This window comes from Ruminococcus albus AD2013 (assembly GCF_000526775.1).
GTDB lineage: Bacteria > Bacillota > Clostridia > Oscillospirales > Ruminococcaceae > Hominimerdicola > Hominimerdicola alba_A.
In genome coordinates, this window is sequence record NZ_JAGS01000001.1 from 3,752,952 (window position 1) to 3,774,290 (window position 21,339).

Consider the following 21,339-nt stretch of genomic DNA (forward strand, 5'->3'; position numbering starts at 1 on the left):
ATATCCGTTACAACGATTTCTGAACTGCTAATGACTGCAAGCATCAATTTATTCTGTGCTTCCTCTTTCGTCTTTCCATAGAAAGATTTTGACTGATATTTTCCGTTAATTATCCCCAAATTCAGACGCGCTTCCCATCGCCCGTCCTTTCGAAAGTATGTGCTTCCAATACTCATATGTACCTCTCCGTTTAAAAGTATGTCAAATTTTAGCATTTTTATAGTACTGTTTATGTTGTATTCATAAAACAACGCCAAATTAACTTGACATTAGCTTTTTATGATGATATACTATTATATTGTAATGGTGTAAACATTGGTTTATATTAATTATACTACTCCATTACGTAAAATGCGCTATTTCACGAAAATTTGGTGGATTATATGACATATATGGTTGAATAATTTGTTAAGAAGATAACTTCACCAATTATAGAAAAGCTTGATGGTAATGATTGATAGTTTTGAAACCGACTATAAAATATAGATCATTTCAATCACTTCAGATAATGATAAGATAATCATTGTTCTTAAAAACAAGAAATGACTTTGCCTTGGCACTATATTGGTGAAAAGGCATTAATATAAAACCATAAGGGAAGTATGGATATGAATATCAAACCTTTTGAAAAGAAGATATGGCTCGCATCTCCCACTATGCATGGTGACGAGCAGAAGTGGGTGGATGAAGCGATAGAGACTAACTGGGTCAGCACTGTTGGTGCGAACATAAATGAGATCGAAAAGCAGATTGCTGAGTATGTAGGCTGTAAGTATGCTGTTGGTCTTTCCTGTGGAACAGCTTCGCTGCATTTGGCTGTTAAGCTGGCAGGCGAGAAACTCTACGGTATGCCAAAGCCAAACTGTGGTACTTTACAGGGACACAAGGTTTTTTGCTCAGATATGACTTTCGATGCGACCGTCAATCCAGTTGCTTATGAGGACGGCGAGGCTGTTTTCATCGACACCGAGTATGATACATGGAATATGGATCCTGTCGCACTGGAAAAAGCGTTTGAAATCTATCCCGATGTCAAACTGGTAGTCGTTGCCCACCTTTATGGCACTCCAGGAAAGATCGATGAGATAAAGGCTATCTGCGACAAGCACGGTGCGCTGATAGTTGAGGACGCTGCCGAGAGCCTTGGTGCTACATATAAAGGTAAGCAGACCGGAATGTTCGGTGACTATGGCTGCATTTCATTCAACGGCAACAAGATAATCACTGGTTCGGCAGGCGGAATGTTCCTGACCGACAGCAGGGAAGATGCGGACAAGGTTCGCAAGTGGAGCACTCAGAGCCGTGAGGATGCTGCGTGGTATCAGCACGAGGAAATCGGCTACAACTACCGTATAAGCAATATTGTTGCCGGTATCGTGCGTGGACAGATTCCTTATCTTGACGAGCATATCGCTCAGAAGAAAGCAATCTATGAGCGATATAAGGAAGGTTTCAAGGGTCTGCCTGTCAGCATGAATCCTTATGACAAAAAGAACAGTGTTCCGAACTTCTGGCTCAGCTGTCTTATTATCGACAAAGACGCTATGTGCAAGCAGGTTCGCGGCGAGCAGGATGCTCTTTACATACACGAGCAGGGCAAGTCTTGCCCCACTGAGATACTCGAAAAAATGGCGCAGTACAACGCTGAGGGACGTCCGATCTGGAAACCAATGCATATGCAGCCTATCTACCGCAGTAATCCGTTCATTACAGCGAACGGTAACGGTCGTGCGAGAAGTAACGCCTACATAAAGGAGACTGGCATGGTGGATGTTGGTGCGGATATCTTCCACAGAGGGTTGTGCCTGCCCAGTGATAATAAGATGACTGCGGATGAGCAGGACGTTATTATTCAGATCATCAGGAGTTGTTTTGAATGAATAAGTTTCTGAAAGGTTTCTTTAAAGTTGCCGGTTGCATTTCAGCTATAGCTGCTGTGACTGCTAGCTTTGCTTTTATTGCAGAACGAATTGAAGAATTGCAGAACTACGGCAAAGAATTAAGGCATAAGCCTTATGGTGTTTATGAGAGATTTATCAAGAGACCGCTTGATTGCTTCCTGAGTACCGGAGCGCTGATTGTGTTTAGTCCGATACTAGCGGTAACGGCAGTTCTTGTTAAAACAAAGCTGGGTTCACCTGTTTTGTTTACTCAGGAGCGTCCAGGCAAGGATGAGAAGATATTTAAGCTTTACAAGTTCAGGACTATGACGGATGAGCGTGATGAGAATGGTGAGTTGCTGCCAGATGATGTTCGCTTGACAAGGTTTGGTAAGGCTTTAAGGGCGACAAGTCTTGATGAGCTTCCTGAACTTATAAATATTTTTAAGGGTGATATGGCTGTTGTGGGTCCGAGACCACTGTTGGTCAGATACCTTGGTAGATATAATGATCACCAAAAGAGAAGACATGATGTCCGTCCCGGATTTACAGGACTTGCTCAGGTTCATGGTAGAAATGCTATCAGCTGGGAAGAAAAGTTTGACTGGGATGTAAAGTATGTAGATAAAGTAACTTTCAAGGGCGATGTTAAGGTTATTCTTGACACGGTAAAGATCGTTTTAAAGAAAGATGGAATAAGCTCTGAGACTTCAGCAACGATGGAAGAGTTTATGGGTAATTGAAAATGAAATTAACGATAATCGGTGCATCTGGGCATGGACGAGTGATTGCAGATATAGCAAGACTCAACGGGTATGATGAAATAGAGTTTCTTGATGATAACAAGAAATTGAAGTTCTGCGGAAAGTATCCGGTTGTAGGAACGTCCGAAAAAGTCAAGGATGTTCAGAATGATATGATCGTTGGCATTGGTAATGCAAAAATTCGACAGCGGGTAATGGAAAGGCTTTCTGATAAACGTCTGGCAACGCTTATTCATCCAAACGCAGTTATCGCTGAAGATGTTGTTATTGGCAAAGGTTCTGTAGTAATGGCAGGCACTGTTATCAATCCCGGTGCTATTATCGGTAATGGTTGTATTGTTAATACCTGCAGTTCCATTGACCATGATTGTGATGTTAATGACTTCGTTCATGTCTCTGTTGGTGCGCATTTATGTGGAACAGTAACAGTTGGCGAATCAACATGGATCGGTGCAGGTGCGACGATTTTAAATAATATAACGATATGCGGCAACTGCATGATTGGTGCAGGGGCTGTTGTAGTCAAGAATATTGAAGAAGAAGGCACTTATGTTGGGGTGCCGGCGAGGGTGATATATTGAGGATTCTGATACTTGCGAATAATGATGTTGGTCTTTATCAGTTCCGTAAAGAATTGATCGAAGAGTTATTAAAGGATAATAAGGTTTTTATTTCTCTTCCTTATGGAAAACTCGTTGAGCCATTAAAAGCGATGGGGTGCAAGTTTATCGACGCCCCTGTTGATCGCAGAGGTCTTAATCCGTTTAAAGACCTTGAGCTTCTTATATACTATTGTGAACTATTAAAGAAAGTAAGACCTGATCTGGTCATTACATATACAATAAAGCCGAATATATATGGCAGTTTAGCTTGCAGAGCTTTAAAGATACCTTACGCTGTAAATATCACGGGTCTTGGAACAGCATTTCAGAAACAGGGTGCGTTAAGAAAACTGGTTACTGCTATGTATAAGGCAGCCCTCAGAAGTGCGAAAGTGGTCTTTTTTGAAAACTGTGAAAACCAGCAAATATTTATAGACGAAGGGATAATATCAAAGGATAAGACCTGTCTTTTAAACGGAGCGGGTGTTAATTTGGAACACTACAGTTATCAGGAGTATCCGACTGATACAGAAGAAACACGCTTCCTTTTTATTGGCAGGGTCATGAAAGAAAAAGGAGTCAACGAGCTTTTCAAGGCTATGAGAATGCTTAGAAAAGAAGGGATCAATTGCTCTCTTGACGTTGTTGGTGGTCTTGAAGAAAATTATGAGCCAATTATACAACGCTTTGAAAAAGAAGGGTGGCTTCGATATCATGGATATCAGGAAGATGTAAGATCGTTTATCAAGAATTGTCATTGCTTTGTTCTGCCTTCTTGGCATGAGGGAATGGCAAATACTAATCTCGAATGTGCTGCGAGTGGGCGACCCGTAATTACAAGTAATATTCATGGGTGTCTCGAGTCGGTTGTTGATGGAAAAAGTGGATTCCTTTGCGAGAAGCTAAACACCAAAAACTTATTTGAAGTTATGAAAAGATTTGCTATAGAAACAAAAGATAATAAAGCAAGAATGGGAATTCTTGGCAGAAAGCATATGGTAAGGAACTTTGATAAGAAAAAGGTTGTTATCAACACTATAAAATCACTAGATATTATAAGTTAAAAGTAAAATGACATTTGAAAGCATTAGCTTTGCATTGTTAGAGCATCTTGTTTAGCAAATAATATGAGTTGTTTGCTTCATTAGTTGCTAAATGCAATTAATAATGAAAAGCTAATTTGGAGTTTAGTATGGACACTATAGATATGAAAATGGTATGGAAACATGAACAAGAAATATTGGATCTGTTCCATAAAATATGTATTGAAAACAAATTCAGGTATTCTTTGGGGTATGGAACCCTTTTAGGTGCAATAAGGCATAATGGATTTATACCATGGGATGACGATATAGACATTATTATGCCAAGAAGAGATTATGACTGCTTTATATCATTTTGGAATAATAATCCAATAGACGGTTATATACTTCAAGATGAATATAATTCAAGAGATGATTATCCCAATAATTTTTGTAAATTGCGTAAGGATCATACTACATTTATTCAAGATAAAAAAGAAATGATAAAGAAATATCATAAAGGAATATTTATTGATATTTTTCCTATGGATAGAGTAGCACCAAAAGGAATACAAAGAAAATTACAATTCATTGCCTTTTCGGTATATATGTTGTTGTCTAGAGATTATTGTGACAATAGCAAGAACACTGCATATTTATTGATTCAAAAAGTATTACTGGCATTCCCGAAATCAATCAAAAGAATAATTAAACAATTAACTTTTCATTTTATGACAAAATGGAACAAAAATAATAGCTATCAGTTGGTTGTGCCATGTACGTTCGCTTTTAGTAAAATGTATTATCCAAATGATCTTTTCAATAGAATAATTAAGAAAGAATTCAATAAGAAAAAATATCTTATAACTGAAAATTACGACGGTTTCTTGAAAGCAATGTATGGAAATTATATGCAATTACCGCCTGAATGTGACAGAACATGGAAACATACACCGATAATCGTTGACTATAAACACAATTTTGAGGAACTAAGAGTATCTATTGAAGAATGAAAATGAAAGCTATAATTTTAAACTCTGGACTTGGCACTCGAATGGGTGTCTTGACTTCTGAACACCCAAAATGTATGACCGAGGTTTCTGTAACTGAAACAATACTTAGTAGACAACTCAAACAGATAGCAGCAGCAGGAATTACAGAAGTGGTTATGACAACAGGTTATTTCGACGAAGTGCTTGTAAACTACTGTAACTCGCTTGATCTACCACTGCACTTCACATTTGTAAATAACCCTGTCTATGACAAAACGAACTACATATATTCAATCTACTGCGCTCGTGAGTATCTTGATGATGACATTATACTCATGCACGGAGATCTTGTATTCGAGAATACTGTATTTGATGATGTTGTCGCAAACGAAAAAAGCTGCATGACCGTAAGCTCTACTCTTCCTTTGCCTGAGAAGGATTTCAAGGCTCAAGTTGTTGATGGAAAAGTCATGAAAGTCGGCGTGGATATCTTCAATGAAGCTATGGAAGCGCAGGCTCTGTATAAGCTGAACAGAGATGACTGGAAGGTATGGCTTGACAAGATAGTCGAGTTCTGTGAAGCAGGAAATACAAAGGTTTACGCTGAGAACGCTCTCAACGAGCTGAATGGTGCGGCAAACATCTCAGCTCTGGACGTTGAAAACAGACTTTGTTCTGAGATCGACAATCCCGAAGATCTCGCTGTTGTTTCTGCTAAGCTCAAAGAGATCGAAAATAGAAGTGTATATATGTGCTTCTCGACGGACGTTATCCACAGCGGTCATATTGCTATCATCAAAAAGGCTGCACGTCTTGGCAAGTTGACTATTGGCGTTCTTTCCGATGAGGCTGTTGTAAGCTACAAGCGATTCCCGATGCTGCCTTTTGAAGAGCGTAAGACAATGTTTGAAAACATTGCTGGCGTACATAATGTTGTAGAGCAAAAAAATCTCAGCTATAAGGAAAATCTTGAAAAGTACAAGCCCGACATTGTTGTTCATGGAGATGACTGGGTAAGCGGTTTTCAGAAGCCTATCCGTGATGAAGTGACATCTGTTCTCGCTTCATACGGTGGAAAACTTGTCGAGTATCCTTATTCTACCGATGAAAAGTATAAGGAACTGGAGAACCGCTCTCGCTCCGAGCTTTCCACTCCCGACATGAGAAGAAGCAGACTTCGCAAGGCTCTTGCCATGAAAGGCACTATTACTGCTATGGAAGCGCATAGCGGTCTTACGGGGCTTATTGTTGAGGATACCGTTGTGTATGAGAACGGCGGTGCGAGACAGTTCGACGCTATGTGGGTAAGTTCCCTTTGCGATTCTACTGCTAAGGGTAAGCCCGATATAGAGCTTGTTGATATGACTAGCCGTTTCCGCACTATTGACGATATTATGGAAGTTACTACAAAGCCTATTATCTTCGATGGTGATACAGGCGGACTGACAGAACATTTTGTATATACGGTAAGAACTTTGGAACGTATGGGCGTTTCAATGGTCATAATCGAGGACAAAACCGGTCTTAAGAAGAACAGTCTGTTTGGTACAGAAGTTCAGCAGACGCAGGCAGCTATCCCCGATTTCTGTGAGAAGATAAAGGCTGGCAAGAAAGCACAGAAAACGAAGGACTTCATGATCTGTGCAAGAATCGAGAGCCTTATACTTGAACAGGGCATGAACGACGCACTTGAAAGAGCTTTTGCATTTGCAGATGCAGGCGCAGACGCTATCATGATACACAGCCGTAAAAAAGACCCTGCTGAGATTTTTGAGTTCGTTGAGAAGTTCAGAGCAAAGGACAGAACAACGCCTATCGTTGTTGTTCCGACTTCGTTCAACACTGTTACCGAGGAAGAATTCAAAGAGCGTGGCGTAAATATTGTTATCTATGCAAATCAGCTCACAAGAACAGGTTTCCCCGCTATGCAGAATGCCGCAAAGATGATACTTGAACATCACCGTGCTAAAGAATGCGATGATATCTGTATGCCGTTCAAGGAGATCATCAGACTTATCCCGGAGGATGTATGATGCAGAATATACTAACAGCAAGTGAGAATTACACTGAGCTTGACGAATATTTCAAGAGCACTGGTACAAAAAAGATACTGCTTGTCTGCGATAACTCTATCGGTTTCGTAATACATAATAATAGATCAATATTAAATACTATTACGACTTATTTGCTTTAATATAATATATAAAAGTCACTACTTTGTATAATAAGGAGATTTTAGGGTGGAAACAAAAAAATTTGATAATATTGGTTTCTTTTATGATGGAACTTTATTCAAAAATAATATTGGCGAATATTTTGGCGTTTCAATGACAACACAAATGTTTCAGCGATACTATGAACTAGGTAATAAAATTGAAATTTGTGTTCGAGTTTCAAATAAATTTATAGGTGATGAGAATAGGTATACTAAAATTGATTTGCCCAATTACCATGTTACTAAGTCTCCAAATCTTTCTTCTATTAGTGGATTATTAAAATATAGTAAAGCAAAGAGAATAATACAAAAAGTCATAGAGAAAGTGGATTTTGCAATCATAAGGCTACCTAGCAATATAGGAAATGTTGCTATTACGGAATGTAGAAAAAGAGGGAAACCATATTTAATAGAATTAGTAGGTTGTCCTTGGGATTCATTGTGGAATCATAGTTTAAAAGGAAAATTGTTATCTATTCCAGTAACTATGTTAACTAAGAATAAGGTATATAAAAGTAATTATGTTCATTATGTTACAAATCAGTTTTTACAAAAAAGATATCCAACTAAAGGGAAAGCTTTAGGCTGTTCTGATGTTGAATTACAAGATATGAATAATACTATATTGGAAAAAAGAATTGAACATATAAAAAATCAAAATAAAATAATTCTCGGAACAACAGGTGCGATTGATGTAAGATATAAAGGACAGGAATATGTTATAAAAGCTTTGGCAGTATTGAAAAATAAAGGTATATCGAATATTGAATACCAACTTGTTGGTACTGGCGATAATTCTAGATTAAAAAAAATAGCAGAATCATGTGGTGTTGCAAAACAAGTAAAGTTCCTTGGTGGAAAATCTCATAAAGAAGTATTTGATTGGTTGGATTCAATAGATATTTATTTGCAGCCAAGCTTAACCGAAGGATTGCCAAGATCTTTACTAGAAGCTCAAAGCAGAGCATTAACATGCATAGGTTCATCTGTTGGTGGAATACCTGAATTATTACCAAAAGAATGTGTATATAGTATTCATAGTAATATTCCCGAAACAATTGCAAACAAAATATCAAATCTTTCTATAGATGAACAAATTAAATATTCTAAAACAAGTTTCTCATGTGCTTTAAAGTATAGAAGAGATGTGTTACAAAGTAAAAGATTTGATTTTTATACAATGATAAAAAAGAATTTGTTACGTAGTTAAAAGTAATAAGATAGATTAAAAGTTAGGAATAATCTCATGATAAAAAATAAAATAGATATAATTGATATAATCATTTTTTTATCAATTATCAGTTGCACGTTTATCTGCATTTTATTATTTAAAAACGATGGTAGAAACTTTTTTATGATGTATATGTTGCTTATAGCTGGGAGTAGTTGTTTTTTAAAAGCAGCAACTTTTTGTAGTAATAGAATTGTAAGTGGCTTTTTTTGGCTAATTTCTACATTTTTGATTTCTTATGTGTTCTGTTTTAGAAATCAAACGGGCATTGATGATATTACATATAAACTATATTTTGAAAAAGCAGCTAATTCAAGTTTACAAGAGTTTTTATCATATAGTGAAATGGAGATTGGTTATAAAATCTCTAATTATATAATATTTCATTTATCCAACGGGAATTACAATGTATGTCAGTTTATTTTTTCTTTTATTCCTATATTATTATTTCAAATTACGTTTTGGAAAAAGAGAAATGAATTAGAATTATCAGTCGCATTATTGTATTTTTACATGACATTGTATTATTTTATTATGTCAGCAGGATTGGTAAGAATCTTTTTCTCAGTCTCAATTATTTTTTTTGGATTGAAATATATATTAAAAAATGATATGAAACGTTATATTGCCTGTGTGTTGATTGCATCTTTGTTTCATTATTCGTCGTTAGTAATGTTTTCGTTATTGTTGCTACTTATTAATGATGGATTTTTCTATAGGCATATTAAGTTATTATCTGTAATTTTGTTGGTTATAATACCAATTATTCTAGTTATTGTTTCAAAATATTTAGCGCCCACCCTTGGAGTTAGGTATGAAGGATATGCTTTAGCAGTTAATAAATCTACAAATTCGCTTTTTTCATTTGTTGATAAACTACCTTTTTTGATTATAGGAATATTCTATATCCCTGTAATACAAGAAGAAGATACTCAAACTAAAAAAGAGTATAGATTATACTTAGTTTTGATTTTATTAACTATATCTGTTAGTATAGGTTCAATGTGGACAGATTTAGGAAGAATAGTCTATTATACAAATTGCGGAATCATTCTACTAATGTCTTTTATACTTAAAAATAAAATAATCAGAAATGGAAATGACGGAAGAATCCTGTCTATTGTAGTGACTATTATTCCATATGTATTTTTAATGCATACGATTTTTAACAATAATTATATTTGGAATAATCTAAATAATTATAAAAGTATCTTTTGTTAGATTTGAAAGGAAAAGTATTGTATATGAATACAATTCATTACTGTTGGTTCGGGAGAAACCCAAAACCAAATTTAATTATAAAATGTATAGATAGTTGGAAAAATAAATGTCCTAATTATAATATAATAGAATGGAATGAAGATAATTTTGATATAAATTGTTGCAATTATGTCAGAGAAGCTTATGAAGCAAAGAAATGGGCTTTTGTTTCAGATTATTGTAGATTCTATGTTTTATTTCATTATGGTGGGATCTATCTAGATACAGATGTTGAATTATTAAAAAGTCTTGATAATCTCAGTGATGCTTTTGTTGGTTTTGAAAGTCCACAACAAGTTAATAGCGGCCTAGTAAGAGGTGCAAATAAAGGTGATTCAATTTGTAAAAAAATGCTGGATTCTTATCAAAATGATTGTTTTCTAAACGACGATGGCACTTATAATTTAGTTACTGTTTGTGAAAGAGAAACAGGCATCTTACGTGAATATGGATTGAAATTAAATAACCAATTGCAATTGATCGAGAATACAACAATTTATCCATCAGAATACTTTAATCCAACAGAAATCGGCACTGGTAAAATTAATATTTCTGCTAATACTATTTCTATTCATCATTATGCAGCAAGTTGGGTTGATAGTAATACTAGATTAAGAGCGAAAATATATCGAACGATAAGTAGGTTGTTTGGAGTGAAATTTGCCGAAAGAATTAGGAAGATGAGGCGTTTAGTAAAATGATTCAAGATATAAAAAGACGAATTAATAAAATAATATTTCGCTTTTTTCCTATATATCCATATACAGTTTTATTTCGCAGTTTTCAAGGTATGTATAATGATAATCCCAGATATATTTCGGAGTCATTACATGAAAAAGATGACACAATTCGTATAATTTGGGTATTGAATTCAGATGAACATGTGGTTCCAGAGTATGTGAAAGTGGTGCATTTTGATTCACCTGATTACATTAAATATCTTTCACGATCACAAGTAGTAGTAGATAATTACTTTGGAATTAACGGAAAAATCGCTTCGGCAATTGATTTGTCATGGATGATGAGAAGAAAGAACAGATTGAACATTTCTACTTGGCATGGAACACCTATCAAAAAAATTTTTAGGGATGAACCAGGGAAAACAAAAAAAGACAGCATTGGTAGAGTATCTGATTTCATTTTGGCGGGATGCAAATACACTGCTCAAATCTTAAATCAAGCATTTTGTGATGATTATCCTGTTCTTTTAATTGGAACTCCGCGAAATGATGTATTGATTAATCAATCATTAAACATTGATAAAATCAAACAAAAACTAAGATTACCCATAGATAAAAAAATTGTACTGTTTGCGCCAACTTTTAGAAATTCAGTTGAAGAAAGCGGCATTAACCAGATGAAAAGCATCAATTTTGATATATTATTTGAAACGTTACATATTCAATTTGGAGATGAATGGTGCTTTGTTTTTCGTGTGCATAATGAAGTATTAGATGCGATTGACGTAAAAAAATGGACTGATAAATTTGGAGATAGATTCGTTAATGGTAATATAGGAGAAGATATGGCAGAGTATCTTGCGTGTATAGATATTCTAATTACAGATTACTCTGGCTCAATGTATGATTTTGCATTAACTGGTAAACCTTGCTTTTTGTTTGCTCCTGATCGTAATCACTACGAAAACGTTGAACGTGGTTTTTATTATGATTATGATGAATTACCATTTCCAAAAGCTTATTCATCTAACGAACTGATTGATTGTCTTGAACATTTTAATTATGATGAATATAAACAACGAATAAATGCTTTTTTAAAACAAATCGGAAATGTTGAGTCAGGAAAAGCATCAGATAAGGTTTCTGACATGATAATTGATTTTATGTATCATGGTAGAAAGGATTGGAAAAAGTATCTATGAAAGCTATAATTTTAAACTCTGGACTTGGCACTCGAATGGGTGTCTTGACTTCTGAACACCCAAAATGTATGACCGAGGTTTCTGTAACTGAAACAATACTTAGTAGACAACTCAAACAGATAGCAGCAGCAGGAATTACAGAAGTGGTTATGACAACAGGTTATTTCGACGAAGTGCTTGTAAACTACTGTAACTCGCTTGATCTACCACTGCACTTCACATTTGTAAATAACCCTGTCTATGACAAAACGAACTACATATATTCAATCTACTGCGCTCGTGAGTATCTTGATGATGACATTATACTCATGCACGGAGATCTTGTATTCGAGAATACTGTATTTGATGATGTTGTCGCAAACGAAAAAAGCTGCATGACCGTAAGCTCTACTCTTCCTTTGCCTGAGAAGGATTTCAAGGCTCAAGTTGTTGATGGAAAAGTCATGAAAGTCGGCGTGGATATCTTCAATGAAGCTATGGAAGCGCAGGCTCTGTATAAGCTGAACAGAGATGACTGGAAGGTATGGCTTGACAAGATAGTCGAGTTCTGTGAAGCAGGAAATACAAAGGTTTACGCTGAGAACGCTCTCAACGAGCTGAATGGTGCGGCAAACATCTCAGCTCTGGACGTTGAAAACAGACTTTGTTCTGAGATCGACAATCCCGAAGATCTCGCTGTTGTTTCTGCTAAGCTCAAAGAGATCGAAAATAGAAGTGTATATATGTGCTTCTCGACGGACGTTATCCACAGCGGTCATATTGCTATCATCAAAAAGGCTGCACGTCTTGGCAAGTTGACTATTGGCGTTCTTTCCGATGAGGCTGTTGTAAGCTACAAGCGATTCCCGATGCTGCCTTTTGAAGAGCGTAAGACAATGTTTGAAAACATTGCTGGCGTACATAATGTTGTAGAGCAAAAAAATCTCAGCTATAAGGAAAATCTTGAAAAGTACAAGCCCGACATTGTTGTTCATGGAGATGACTGGGTAAGCGGTTTTCAGAAGCCTATCCGTGATGAAGTGACATCTGTTCTCGCTTCATACGGTGGAAAACTTGTCGAGTATCCTTATTCTACCGATGAAAAGTATAAGGAACTGGAGAACCGCTCTCGCTCCGAGCTTTCCACTCCCGACATGAGAAGAAGCAGACTTCGCAAGGCTCTTGCCATGAAAGGCACTATTACTGCTATGGAAGCGCATAGCGGTCTTACGGGGCTTATTGTTGAGGATACCGTTGTGTATGAGAACGGCGGTGCGAGACAGTTCGACGCTATGTGGGTAAGTTCCCTTTGCGATTCTACTGCTAAGGGTAAGCCCGATATAGAGCTTGTTGATATGACTAGCCGTTTCCGCACTATTGACGATATTATGGAAGTTACTACAAAGCCTATTATCTTCGATGGTGATACAGGCGGACTGACAGAACATTTTGTATATACGGTAAGAACTTTGGAACGTATGGGCGTTTCAATGGTCATAATCGAGGACAAAACCGGTCTTAAGAAGAACAGTCTGTTTGGTACAGAAGTTCAGCAGACGCAGGCAGCTATCCCCGATTTCTGTGAGAAGATAAAGGCTGGCAAGAAAGCACAGAAAACGAAGGACTTCATGATCTGTGCAAGAATCGAGAGCCTTATACTTGAACAGGGCATGAACGACGCACTTGAAAGAGCTTTTGCATTTGCAGATGCAGGCGCAGACGCTATCATGATACACAGCCGTAAAAAAGACCCTGCTGAGATTTTTGAGTTCGTTGAGAAGTTCAGAGCAAAGGACAGAACAACGCCTATCGTTGTTGTTCCGACTTCGTTCAACACTGTTACCGAGGAAGAATTCAAAGAGCGTGGCGTAAATATTGTTATCTATGCAAATCAGCTCACAAGAACAGGTTTCCCCGCTATGCAGAATGCCGCAAAGATGATACTTGAACATCACCGTGCTAAAGAATGCGATGATATCTGTATGCCGTTCAAGGAGATCATCAGACTTATCCCGGAGGATGTATGATGCAGAATATACTAACAGCAAGTGAGAATTACACTGAGCTTGACGAATATTTCAAGAGCACTGGTACAAAAAAGATACTGCTTGTCTGCGATAACTCTATCGGTTTTCTGAAGCTTAATGATTATTTCAATACGCTTGAAGAAAGACTTAGCATTAAGGTTATTCGTTTCAGCGATTTTGAACCTAATCCGAAATACGAGAGCGTTGTAAATGGCGTTGAGCTTTTTCATAATGAAAACTGTGAACTTATCGCTGTTGTTGGCGGCGGTTCGGCGATCGACGTTGCCAAGTGCATAAAGCTCTATTCCAATATGGACAGCAGCAAGAACTATCTGAAACAGGAGATAGTTCCTAATGATATTACTTTGTTTGCCGTACCGACTACGGCAGGCACCGGCAGCGAAGCTACACGTTATGCTGTAATTTACTACAATGGCGAAAAGCAAAGTGTAACAAGTGAAAGCTGTATACCGAGTACAGTTCTGTTCGATCCAAGCGTGCTGAAAACTCTGCCTATGTATCAGAAGAAAGCAACAATGATGGATGCTTTCTGTCATGCGATAGAGAGCTTTTGGTCGGTAAACAGCACCGATGAGAGCAAGCAGTACTCAAAGGAAGCAATTCAGCTTATTCTTGCGAATATAGATAGCTATCTTGCTAATGATGAAACGGCTAATGCCAATATGCTCAAAGCTGCAAACATCGCTGGTAAGGCGATCAACATTACACAGACCACCGCAGGACACGCCATGTGCTATAAGCTGACTAGTCTTTTCGGTATTGCTCATGGTCATGCTGCTGCTCTGTGTGACAAGGTGCTGTTCCCGTACATGATTGCTAATGCTGACAAGTGCATTGATAAGCGTGGTGTTCAGTATCTGAAAGACACTTTTGCAGAGATTGCTGAGGCAACGGACTCTGACTCAGTTGTGTTAGCCGCTGAAAAGTTCGCAGGTATTGTGGACAGGCTGGAATTTGCTCCACCGCAGATAAAATCGGAAATCGATATCGAAGTGCTGAAAACATCGGTTAACCTTGTACGGTTGAAGAACAATCCGGTTTCTTTATCATTAAATGTCATCGAGAAATTATATCGTAATATTTTGGAAGTGAAGTGATTGATGAATACGTACATCAATAAAGTTAGAGGGCTGCCACAAGGGGTTAAGGCATCTATCGCCTTCTTTATAGCAAATATCATTACAAAGGGTATAGGCTATATTACTACGCCACTTTATACAAGGTTATTATCAACAGAACAATATGGACAGACTTCTGTATTCTTAACGTGGCTGCAAGTATTTGGAATTATTGCTATGTATTGTTTATCATATGGAGTTTTTAATAATGGTATGATTGATTACCCAGAAAAAAGAGATGAATATTCGTTGTCAATGCTTGTTTTATCAAACATCATTACGGTGTGCTTCTCGGGAATTATTCTTTGCATATATCCATTGATAAGTCAATACTTAAAAATGTCATTTTCATTATTGGTTTTGATGTGTTTGATTTTTTTATTTCAGCCAGCCTATAATTTTTGGATGGCAAAACAACGCTATGAACTAAAATATAAATTTTCTGTATTATGGTCTTTAATATCTGCTTTCTGTTCTCCATTAATAGCGATTATTTGTATTTTATTATTTCCTGAACACAGATTATATGCTCGAATATTTGGCGCAGAAATTGCTCTTTTACTGATATATATTGGATTCTATGTTCATCTTATTATCAAAGCAAAAGGAAAGATTATAACAAAGTATTGGATGGCGGCATTGCTTTTTAATTTGCCTTTAATACCGCATTATCTATCAACTTATTTATTGGGAAGTGCTGATAAGATAATGATTTCAAATATTATAAATGATACGGCTACAGCATATTATAGTGTTGCATATTCAGTTGCTTCCGTTGCAATCATTATCTGGACGGCCGCTAATTCATCTTTGATACCATTCACTTATGAAAAATGCAAGATAAAAGACTATAAGGCTATTTCAAACGTAACAATACCTATCTTAATAGTTTTTGGAGCTGCTTGTATTTTCATTATTTTGCTAGCACCAGAAGTAGTTGCTATTATGGCATCTAAAGAATATAAAGAAGCAATTTATGTAATCCCTCCTATTGTTGGAGGCGTGTTTTTCCAAGTACATTATTATATTTATGCAAATGTACTATATTATTATAAAAAGCCCAAATTTGTAATGATTGGGAGTTTTGTTGCAACTGTACTCAATGTTGTTTTGAATTTCATATTTATAAAGCAGTACGGGTACATTGCAGCTGGATATACTACGATTTTCTGCTATTTTGTTCAGGCGCTTATTGACTATTTTGCAATGAGATACGTAGTAGGCGAAAGCATTTATGATATGAGAATAATTGTTGGTATGTCTGTTTTTTTGACAATAATTTCGATATTTAGTAATCTAACGTATGATTATGTGATAATTCGTTATGTTGTTGTTATAGTTTTACTGATTGTTGGAATTCTAAATAGCAAAAAAATGATCTCATTATTTAAGGGGTTAAAGAAAGGATAATCATTATGAAGGTTGAAAACTTAGTTAACATTATCGGCGCAGATTTTTACACGGGTGTTCCAGATAGCCAATTAAAAGCGCTTTGTAATTATCTAATGTATACATATGGAATAGATCAGAGCCACCATATTATAGCTGCAAATGAAGGTAATTGTACTGCTTTGGCTGCTGGTTATCATCTTGCAACAGGAAAAGTTCCTGTCGTTTATATGCAGAACAGCGGTGAGGGGAATATTATCAATCCGGTTGCTAGTTTATTGAATGATAAGGTTTACGCTATCCCGATGATATTCATTGTAGGCTGGCGTGGCGAGCCTGGCATTCATGACGAGCCCCAGCATATCTATCAGGGTGAAGTAACTGTTAAGCTGCTTGAGGATATGGATATTGAGACATTCATCATTGGCAAAGATACAACTGATGATGAAGTCAAAGCTGCAATGGAAAACTTCAAGGCTATACTTGTAAATGGAAAGCAGGTTGCTTTCGTCATTCGTAAGGGTGCGCTGACAGACGCTCCGATGGTCGAGTACAAAAACGATAATACCATGGTACGTGAGGAGATAATCCGTCATATCGTTAGGATAAGTGGTGAAGATCCAATCGTTTCGACTACAGGTAAAGCAAGTCGTGAGCTTTTCGAGATAAGAGAGGCAAATGGACAGAGCCACAAGTATGATTTTCTAACGGTTGGCAGCATGGGTCACAGCTCCTCAATAGCGTTTGGCGTAGCGATAAACAAGCCTGATAGTAAGGTTTGGTGCATTGATGGTGATGGAGCTGTGCTGATGCACATGGGCAGCATGGCTGTTCTTGGTGCAAATAAGCCCGCAAATATGGTTCACATCGTAATAAACAACTCTGCACATGAAACTGTTGGTGGAATGCCTACGGTTGCTGGGCAGATAGATGTTGTTGGCGTGGCAAAAGCTTGCGGGTATCCGAATGCGGTTTGTGTTGATAGTTTTGAAACGCTTGACAGAGAGCTTGAAGCAGTTAAGGCCCGAAATGAGCTTTCTCTTATTGAAGTAAAGTGTAGTATTGGTGCGAGAGATGATCTTGGGAGACCTACTACTACAGCTATTGAGAATAAGCAGAATTTTATGGAATATATTATTTAATGTTGGAGATTTATCTATGTGCGGCATAGTAGGCTTCACCGGAACAAAACAGGCAGCTCCCATACTTCTTGACGGGCTGGCAAAGCTCGAATACAGAGGCTATGATTCGGCGGGTATCGCTGTTCGTGACGGTGTGAATGAAACTGAGATCTTAAAGGAAAAGGGCAAGCTGCGTGTGCTTGCGGAGATGACCGACAACGGCAATGCAGTCAAAGGTTGCTGCGGTATAGGACATACTAGATGGGCGACTCACGGAGAGCCGTCTGCGCTCAATGCTCACCCTCACGCTTCCGATGACGAGAATGTAATTGCCGTGCATAATGGTATCATCGAGAATTATCAGGAACTGCGTGAAAAACTCACAAAGAAAGGCTACACCTTCAATTCGCAGACCGATACCGAAGTTGCTGTCAAGCTGATCGACTACTATTACAAGAAGTACAACGAGGGTCCCGTGGATTCTATCGTTCGTGCTATGCTACGTATACGCGGCTCTTATGCATTGTGTGTTATGTTCAAAGAATATCCCGACGAGATCTACACCGCTCGTAAAGACAGCCCGATGATAATCGGTATTGCCGATGGTGAAACTTATGTAGCTTCTGATGTTCCGGCAATTCTGAAATACACCCGTAATGTGTACTATATTGGCAATAACGAGATAGCAAAGCTCGAAAAAGGAAAGGCTACTTTCTATAACATAGATCAAGAAGAAATCACAAAGCCATTGAAAGAAATCAAATGGGATGCCGAGTCTGCCGAAAAGGGCGGATATGAGCATTTCATGCTGAAAGAAATTCATGAACAGCCGAAGGTCATTCGTGACACCATCAATTCCGTTGTCAAGGACGGCGTTATCAGCTTTGAAAGCGTTGGTTTGACCGACGAGGATATGCGAAATATCGAGCAGATATACATTGTTGCCTGTGGCTCGGCGTACCATGTCGGCATGGCGGCTCAGTATGTAATAGAGGAACTGACAAGTCTTTCGGTTCGTGTTGAGCTTGCAAGCGAGTTCCGTTACAGAAAGATGAAACTGAAACAGAACAGTCTTGTTATCATCATCAGCCAGTCGGGTGAAACTGCCGATAGCCTAGCGGCACTTCGCTCTGCCAAGGATCAGGGCATCAAAACGCTTGGTATCGTGAATGTTGTGGGCTCGTCTATCGCAAGAGAAGCGGATAATGTATTCTACACTCTTGCAGGTCCCGAAATATCCGTTGCAACAACAAAGGCGTATAGCACACAGCTTATTGCAGGTTATCTGCTCGCTCTCCAGTTTGCAAAGGCAAGAGAGGAAATCTCCGACGAGAGATATGCCGAGCTTATCAATGAGATAAATACCATTCCCGAAAAGATCAGCCGTATTCTTGAAGATAAGGAGCGCATACAGTGGTTCTCCACCAAGCTGGTCGGCATCAAGGACGCTTTTTTCATCGGTCGAGGTATCGACTATGCAATCAGCCTTGAGGGCAGCCTGAAAATGAAAGAGATCAGCTATATCCATTCTGAAGCGTATGCTGCGGGTGAGCTGAAACACGGTCCTATCAGCCTTATCGAAGATGGAACTGTGGTCATCAGCGTTGTGACCCAGCCAGAGTTGTATGAGAAGACTGTCAGCAACATGGTTGAGGTCAAGAGTCGTGGCGCACACGTTCTGGGACTGACAACCTACGGCAACTATGCGATGGAGGATACCGCCGATTTCACGGTGTATATCCCGAAGATGGATCCGCTGTTCGCAGGAAGTCTGTCGGTTATTCCGTTGCAGCTGATGGGTTATTACGTTTCTGTCGGCAAGGGCTATGACGTTGACAAGCCTAGAAATCTCGCAAAGAGCGTTACTGTTGAATAAGGAGAAAGCTATGTACACAATTTCCGATCTCTATGATCTTGATCACACACTTGCTAAGGACTACCTTAGCAAATTTACATACCCCTGGGAAGCACTCAGTGGCATAAAGGATTTTATCCTTGAACTCGGCAAAACCTTAGACCCTAACGAATATGAGCTTCGAGAGGAAGGCGTTTGGGTACACAAGACTGCAAAGGTTTTCCCGACTGCTTATCTTGGTGCGCCATGCATCATCGGACCGAATACCGAAGTACGTCATTGTGCATTCATTCGTGGTTCTGCTCTTGTAGGTGCAGACTGTGTTGTGGGTAACAGTGTTGAACTGAAGAATGTTATTCTGTTCGACCACGTTCAGACTCCGCACTACAATTATGTTGGCGACAGCATTCTCGGCTATTTCAGCCACATGGGTGCAGGCTCGATCACATCAAATGTGAAGTCCGATAAAAAGAATGTTATCGTCCGTGACGGGAGTGAGAAAGTCGAGACAGGTATCAAGAAGTTTGGTGCGATGATAGGCGACTATGTTGAGGTTGGCTGTAATGCCGTCTGCAATCCAGGTACTGTCATTGGTAGACATAGTAATGTTTATCCGACCTCTTGCGTAAGGGGCGTTGTGCCTGCTGATTCTATTTGGAAGGATAATGGGGAGATCATTCATAAAGAAGACAGGGAATAACGATGAAGCACCTTTCGGGGTGCTTTTTCAAAAACATCAAGGAGTGAAGCTGAAATGAAATTGACCACGACTCAAGTTGCATTATTAGAAGCAATAAAAGCTTCACTATTTGATATTGAGCCTAATTTTCCTGCTGATACAGATTGGGATGAGGTAGTAAAAGAAGCTAAGGCTCAGACTGTTTTGGGGATAATTAGCCCTGTTATTCCAGTTAAGGACGTAAGTGTCGAAATGGGTAAGGCAACGTATATGAGGATTCTGTTTGAACAGGATAAACTCATAAAGTTGCTTGATGCCAATGATATTCCTTGTGTTATTCTTAAAGGATCTGCTGCTGCGCAGTATTATCCAAAGCCGTATTTGCGAGCTATGGGTGATATTGATATTCTTGTCACTCGTGATAGATTTGAAGAGGCTGTTGAATTACTAGAAAGTAACGGATATATTTATGTCCATAACAAGGATGAGAATGGTCATATGTTAGCATATGAACGAAATATCGTATATAAGAAAAACGGAATAATAATAGAATTACATCACCATTTTAGTTCTGAAGGTTTTGATATGGATGATATTCTTGAACAAGGAATATATAAACGAGAGTATCGCGAACTGGACGGATATAAAATACCGGTGCTGCCGGATATAGAAAATGGACTTGTACTTTTGGGGCACATCAATCAGCATATGAGAGGTTGTGATCTTGGGTTACGTCAAATCATAGATTGGGAAGTTTTTCTTCATAAGGCCATGGATCGTAATTTGTGGGATAATAAATATATTCCTATTGCAAGAAGTATCGGATTAGACGAATTGGCATTGAATACAACAGAAATGTGTGTCGAATACTTTGGTCTACCTAATGATCTGAATTTGGTAATGAAATCCAAAAGTGTTTTAGAAGAGTATTTGAATGTTTTATTCGAAACTGGTAACTTTGGTAGAAAGGCAAATAATTCATCAGAAAAGAAAACTGATAAAAGAATCATGTCTACAGCGTACAATATAAGAAGACTTGGTTTTTTTTCGTTATTTTCAAAGCATTGGACGACATACATGGAAATCCTGTCAAAAACACTCATTTCTAATTCCTTTTGCTTGGATCTATGGTATAGTCAGAACTTTGATGAAAGGGATATCTTCAAACGTTAATATAAAAAGTATAAAGAAACAAGTAAAGAGAGGTAATGACAGGCTTTCAATAAATCAGAAAATTGGCGTAAGGACAAAAAATACGCAATGAACGGTGATTTAACAGCCATTTCGTTAATGAGAATATTT

Annotated in this window: 17 protein-coding genes; all 17 read left to right on the plus strand. The window is 38.0% G+C overall.

Annotation, left to right across the window (positions count from 1 at the left end; genetic code table 11):
- The first annotated feature begins 608 nt into the window (after positions 1–608).
- Positions 609–1,880 (plus strand): DegT/DnrJ/EryC1/StrS family aminotransferase, encoded by a 1,272-nt coding sequence (locus tag N773_RS0116950; RefSeq protein WP_024858892.1) that lies wholly within the window; start codon positions 609–611, stop codon positions 1,878–1,880.
- The gene (locus tag N773_RS20500) at positions 1,877–2,623 is read left to right on the plus strand and encodes a sugar transferase (protein ID WP_043537898.1); all 747 of its coding nucleotides are present in this window, start codon (positions 1,877–1,879) and stop codon (positions 2,621–2,623) included. Before N773_RS0116950 ends, N773_RS20500 begins: the two co-directional genes overlap by 4 nt.
- A gap of 2 nt (positions 2,624–2,625) precedes the next feature.
- Complete coding sequence (locus N773_RS0116960) at positions 2,626–3,225, plus strand: acetyltransferase (RefSeq protein WP_024858893.1); 600 nt, start codon at positions 2,626–2,628, stop codon at positions 3,223–3,225.
- A complete protein-coding gene (locus N773_RS0116965) occupies positions 3,222–4,310 on the plus strand; it encodes a glycosyltransferase family 4 protein (protein WP_242840413.1) in 1,089 nt (362 codons plus the stop codon). The genes N773_RS0116960 and N773_RS0116965 overlap by 4 nt, the downstream gene beginning before the upstream one ends.
- A gap of 128 nt (positions 4,311–4,438) precedes the next feature.
- Positions 4,439–5,281: a LicD family protein gene (locus N773_RS0116970; RefSeq protein WP_024858895.1), complete on the plus strand. Its 843-nt coding sequence runs from the start codon at positions 4,439–4,441 to the stop codon at positions 5,279–5,281.
- 2 nt (positions 5,282–5,283) lie between these two features.
- On the plus strand, positions 5,284–7,293 hold the full coding sequence (aepX, locus tag N773_RS0116975; protein ID WP_024858896.1) for a phosphoenolpyruvate mutase: 2,010 nt from the start codon (positions 5,284–5,286) through the stop codon (positions 7,291–7,293).
- Between the two features lie 207 nt (positions 7,294–7,500).
- Positions 7,501–8,685: a glycosyltransferase gene (locus N773_RS0116985; protein ID WP_051454303.1), complete on the plus strand. Its 1,185-nt coding sequence runs from the start codon at positions 7,501–7,503 to the stop codon at positions 8,683–8,685.
- Between the two features lie 36 nt (positions 8,686–8,721).
- Positions 8,722–9,927 carry an EpsG family protein gene (locus N773_RS0116990; RefSeq protein WP_024858898.1) on the plus strand — a complete coding sequence of 402 codons (1,206 nt, stop codon included), beginning with the start codon at positions 8,722–8,724 and terminating at the stop codon, positions 9,925–9,927.
- 23 nt (positions 9,928–9,950) lie between these two features.
- Positions 9,951–10,667, plus strand: a complete 717-nt coding sequence (locus tag N773_RS20505; RefSeq protein ID WP_043537899.1) for a glycosyltransferase family 32 protein — start codon at positions 9,951–9,953, stop codon at positions 10,665–10,667.
- Positions 10,664–11,848, plus strand: coding sequence for a CDP-glycerol glycerophosphotransferase family protein (locus N773_RS20510; RefSeq protein ID WP_043537901.1), 1,185 nt, complete (start codon positions 10,664–10,666; stop codon positions 11,846–11,848). Before N773_RS20505 ends, N773_RS20510 begins: the two co-directional genes overlap by 4 nt.
- Positions 11,845–13,854: a phosphoenolpyruvate mutase gene (gene aepX / locus N773_RS0117000; protein ID WP_024858896.1), complete on the plus strand. Its 2,010-nt coding sequence runs from the start codon at positions 11,845–11,847 to the stop codon at positions 13,852–13,854. Before N773_RS20510 ends, aepX (N773_RS0117000) begins: the two co-directional genes overlap by 4 nt.
- Positions 13,854–14,972, plus strand: coding sequence for a phosphonoacetaldehyde reductase (locus N773_RS0117005; protein WP_347495433.1), 1,119 nt, complete (start codon positions 13,854–13,856; stop codon positions 14,970–14,972). The genes aepX (N773_RS0117000) and N773_RS0117005 overlap by 1 nt, the downstream gene beginning before the upstream one ends.
- Before the next feature lie 3 nt (positions 14,973–14,975).
- Complete coding sequence (locus N773_RS0117010) at positions 14,976–16,403, plus strand: lipopolysaccharide biosynthesis protein (protein WP_043538384.1); 1,428 nt, start codon at positions 14,976–14,978, stop codon at positions 16,401–16,403.
- A gap of 5 nt (positions 16,404–16,408) precedes the next feature.
- On the plus strand, positions 16,409–17,524 hold the full coding sequence (aepY, locus tag N773_RS0117015; RefSeq protein WP_024858901.1) for a phosphonopyruvate decarboxylase: 1,116 nt from the start codon (positions 16,409–16,411) through the stop codon (positions 17,522–17,524).
- Positions 17,525–17,540: 16 nt separating this feature from the next.
- Positions 17,541–19,379 (plus strand): glutamine--fructose-6-phosphate transaminase (isomerizing), encoded by a 1,839-nt coding sequence (glmS, locus tag N773_RS0117020; RefSeq protein WP_024858902.1) that lies wholly within the window; start codon positions 17,541–17,543, stop codon positions 19,377–19,379.
- A gap of 10 nt (positions 19,380–19,389) precedes the next feature.
- The gene (locus N773_RS0117025; RefSeq protein WP_024858903.1) at positions 19,390–20,058 is read left to right on the plus strand and encodes a UDP-N-acetylglucosamine pyrophosphorylase; all 669 of its coding nucleotides are present in this window, start codon (positions 19,390–19,392) and stop codon (positions 20,056–20,058) included.
- Between the two features lie 54 nt (positions 20,059–20,112).
- On the plus strand, positions 20,113–21,210 hold the full coding sequence (locus tag N773_RS0117030; protein WP_024858904.1) for a nucleotidyltransferase domain-containing protein: 1,098 nt from the start codon (positions 20,113–20,115) through the stop codon (positions 21,208–21,210).
- Positions 21,211–21,339: the final 129 nt, after the last annotated feature.